Annotated in this window: 3 protein-coding genes; 2 read left to right on the top strand and 1 reads right to left on the bottom strand. The window is 69.6% G+C overall.

The annotated features are described in order from the left end of the window. Positions 1-356 (bottom strand): hypothetical protein (locus E1293_RS45965; protein ID WP_132206302.1); only part of this gene is annotated, 356 nt, incomplete at its 3' end. A gap of 196 nt (positions 357-552) precedes the next feature. Here E1293_RS45965 and E1293_RS45970 point away from each other — a divergent pair. Together E1293_RS45970 and recQ are read left to right on the top strand one after the other, a co-directional pair. Beyond that, a complete protein-coding gene (locus tag E1293_RS45970) occupies positions 553-1,212 on the top strand; it encodes an HAD family hydrolase (RefSeq protein ID WP_132206304.1) in 660 nt (219 codons plus the stop codon). A gap of 44 nt (positions 1,213-1,256) precedes the next feature. Further along, complete coding sequence (gene recQ / locus E1293_RS45975; protein WP_132206306.1) at positions 1,257-3,086, top strand: DNA helicase RecQ; 1,830 nt, start codon at positions 1,257-1,259, stop codon at positions 3,084-3,086. Positions 3,087-3,089 lie beyond the last annotated feature (3 nt).

The following is a 3,089-nucleotide window of genomic DNA, read 5'->3' on the forward strand; positions in this document are numbered from 1 at the left end:
GGCTCCTGGGGCGCGGGGGGCCGCCGCTTGCCGGACTGCTGGACGCGGGCCAGCTCGCGCTGCAGGCGGCGCTTCTCCATCTCCAGCGTGGTGAGCGACTCCTCGTGCTCGTCCCGCAGTTCCCGCAGGTCGCGGCGGTTGCGGATGCGGCGGCCGGCGCCCATGAAGGTGAGCATCATGCCGCAGACGAAGACGAGGGCAACGCCGGCGCCGGACAGGAACACCTGCCATTCGTTCTCCAGGCCGGGGATGTTCTGGCCGAAGACGACGAGGTCGGCCGGGCCGGTGTTGTCCAGGACGACGCCGGCACCGACGGCGATGGCGGCCGCGACCAGCAGAAAACCGAGGAACACCATGGGCAGATCTCCTCTGCAGTGACTCCGGAGGGGGTGCGGAGGATCTCCACCATGCCAGACTGAAACTGGATCATGTCGTATTCGCCCGGTTTCTCCCCTTGATAGTGCGCAGGGTTCCGCCCCGATCGCCCCGGGTAGTGACCGGACGTCGCGCGTGGTCACGCGCCTTCGCCGTCGAGAGTTCGTGGAGGGACCCATGCCCGTGCAGGCCATCGTCTTCGACCTGGACGGCGTCCTGATCGACTCCGAGCCGGTGTGGGAGGAGGTGCGGCGCGGCTACGTCGCCGACCGCGGCGGACGCTGGCTGCCCGACACCCAGGACCGGCTCATGGGCATGAGCACCGAGGAGTGGGCGAGCTACATCGCGACCGATCTCGTGGACGGCGTCACGGCCGAGGAGGTCGCCTACCAGGTCATCGACCAGATGTCGCAGCGGTATGAGGACGGGCCGCCGCTGCTGCCCGGCGCCGAGGAGGCCGTGCGGCGGATGGCCGAGTACCGTCCGCTGGGGCTGGCCAGCTCGTCCCCGCGCGCGTTGATCGACCTGGTGCTCGGGAAGCTCGGCGTGGACGGCCTGTTCCGCGCGACCCTGTCGACGGAGGAGGTCGACCGGGGCAAGCCGGCGCCGGACGGGTATCTCGTCGTCGCCGCCCAGCTGGAGGTCGCCGGACGGGACTGCGTCGCCGTCGAGGACTCCAGCAACGGGCTGCGGTCGGCGCACGCTGCGGAGATGACCGTGGTCGCCATCCCTCGTCCGGCGCACCCGCCGGCGTCCGACGCGCTGGCACTGGCCTCACACGTCGCCAAGAACCTGGACGAACTGACCCCCGAGCTGGTGGAGGTTATCCACAGGTGAAGGTTCTGGAGACGGCTGTCGCAAGCGGTTCATAGTATGGCCCGGTGACTTCCCCTGAGACTCCTGAGACCGTCGACACCCTGCGGCGCGTGTTCGGCTACGACACGTTCCGGGACGGCCAGCGGGAGATCATCGAGCATGTCGTCGGCGGCGGGGACGCCCTGGTCCTGATGCCGACCGGCGGCGGCAAGTCGCTGTGCTACCAGATCCCGGCGCTCGTCCGGAAGGGCACGGGCATCGTCATCTCCCCGCTCATCGCCCTCATGCAAGACCAGGTCGACGCGCTGCGCGCCCTGGGCGTCCAGGCGGGCTTCCTGAACTCCACGCAAGACCTCGACGAGCGCCGCGTCGTCGAGGCGCAGTTCGTCGCGGGCGAACTCGACCTGCTCTACCTGGCGCCGGAACGGCTGCGCCTCCCCGCGACCGTCGACCTGCTCGACCGGGGCGACGTCTCCCTCTTCGCGATCGACGAGGCGCACTGCGTGTCGCAGTGGGGGCACGACTTCCGACCCGACTACCTGATGCTGTCCGGCCTGCACGAACGCTGGCCCTCCATCCCGCGGATCGCCCTCACCGCGACCGCCACCGAGGCCACCCGCGGCGAGATCGCGTCCAGGCTGAACCTTGAGGGCGCCAGGCATTTCGTGGCGAGCTTCGACCGGCCCAACATCCAGTACCGGATCGAGCCGAAGACCGACGCCAAACGCCAGCTGCTGCACCTGCTCCAGAGCGAGCACAAGGGCGACGCGGGCATCGTGTACTGCCTGTCCCGCAACTCGGTCGAGAAGCACGCGGCCTTCCTCACCGAGAACGGCATCGAAGCCCTCCCGTACCACGCGGGTCTGGACGCCGAGACGCGCGCCGCCAACCAGGCACGATTCCTGCGCGAAGACGGTCTCGTCGTCGTCGCGACGATCGCGTTCGGCATGGGCATCGACAAACCCGACGTCCGCTTCGTCGCCCACCTCGACCTCCCCAAGTCCGTCGAGGGCTACTACCAGGAGACCGGACGCGCCGGACGTGACGGCACCCCGTCCACCGCCTGGCTCGCCTACGGCCTGCAAGACGTCGTCAACCTGCGCAAGATGATCGACGGCGGCGAGGGCGACGCCGCCCACCGGCGCCGCCAGAGCATGCACCTCGACTCCATGCTCGCCCTCTGCGAAACGGTCGAGTGCCGCCGCGTCCAGCTGCTCAACTACTTCGGGCAGTCCGCCGAGCCGTGCGGCAACTGCGACACCTGCCTGACACCGCCGGAGACCTGGGACGCGACCGTCCCCGCCCAGAAGGTCCTGTCGGTGATCGTGCGCCTCGACCGCGAACGCCGCCAGAAGTTCGGCGCCGGCCACATCATCGACATCCTGCTCGGCAAGAAGAGCGCCAAGGTCATCCAGTTCGACCACGACGCGCTGAAGCCCTTCGGCGTCGGCACCGAACTACGCGAGACGGAATGGCGCGGCGTCGTCCGCCAGCTCCTCGCGCAGGGCCTGATCGCCGTCGAGAGCAACCATGGCACCCTCCTCCAGACCGACACGAGCGGCGACGTCCTGCGCGGCGAGCGCAAGGTGATGATGCGCCGCGAGCCCGAGCGCCCGACCGCGAAGGCGGCGAAGACCGCCAAGGCGGCCAAGGCCCCCGTGGAGCTCCCCGCCGAAGCCGCCCCCGTCTTCGAGCGCCTGCGCGCCTGGCGCGCCGCGACCGCCAAGGAGCAGGGCGTCCCCGCCTACGTCATCTTCCACGACGCGACCCTCCGCGAGATCGCCACCGCCCTCCCGCAAACCCTCACCGACCTGGGCCGAGTCAACGGCGTAGGCGAGAACAAGTTGGCCAAATACGGCGACCAGGTCCTAGAAACCCTCACCCCCACCACCTAACCC

The organism is Actinomadura darangshiensis, from assembly GCF_004349235.1.
Classification (GTDB): domain Bacteria; phylum Actinomycetota; class Actinomycetes; order Streptosporangiales; family Streptosporangiaceae; genus Spirillospora; species Spirillospora darangshiensis.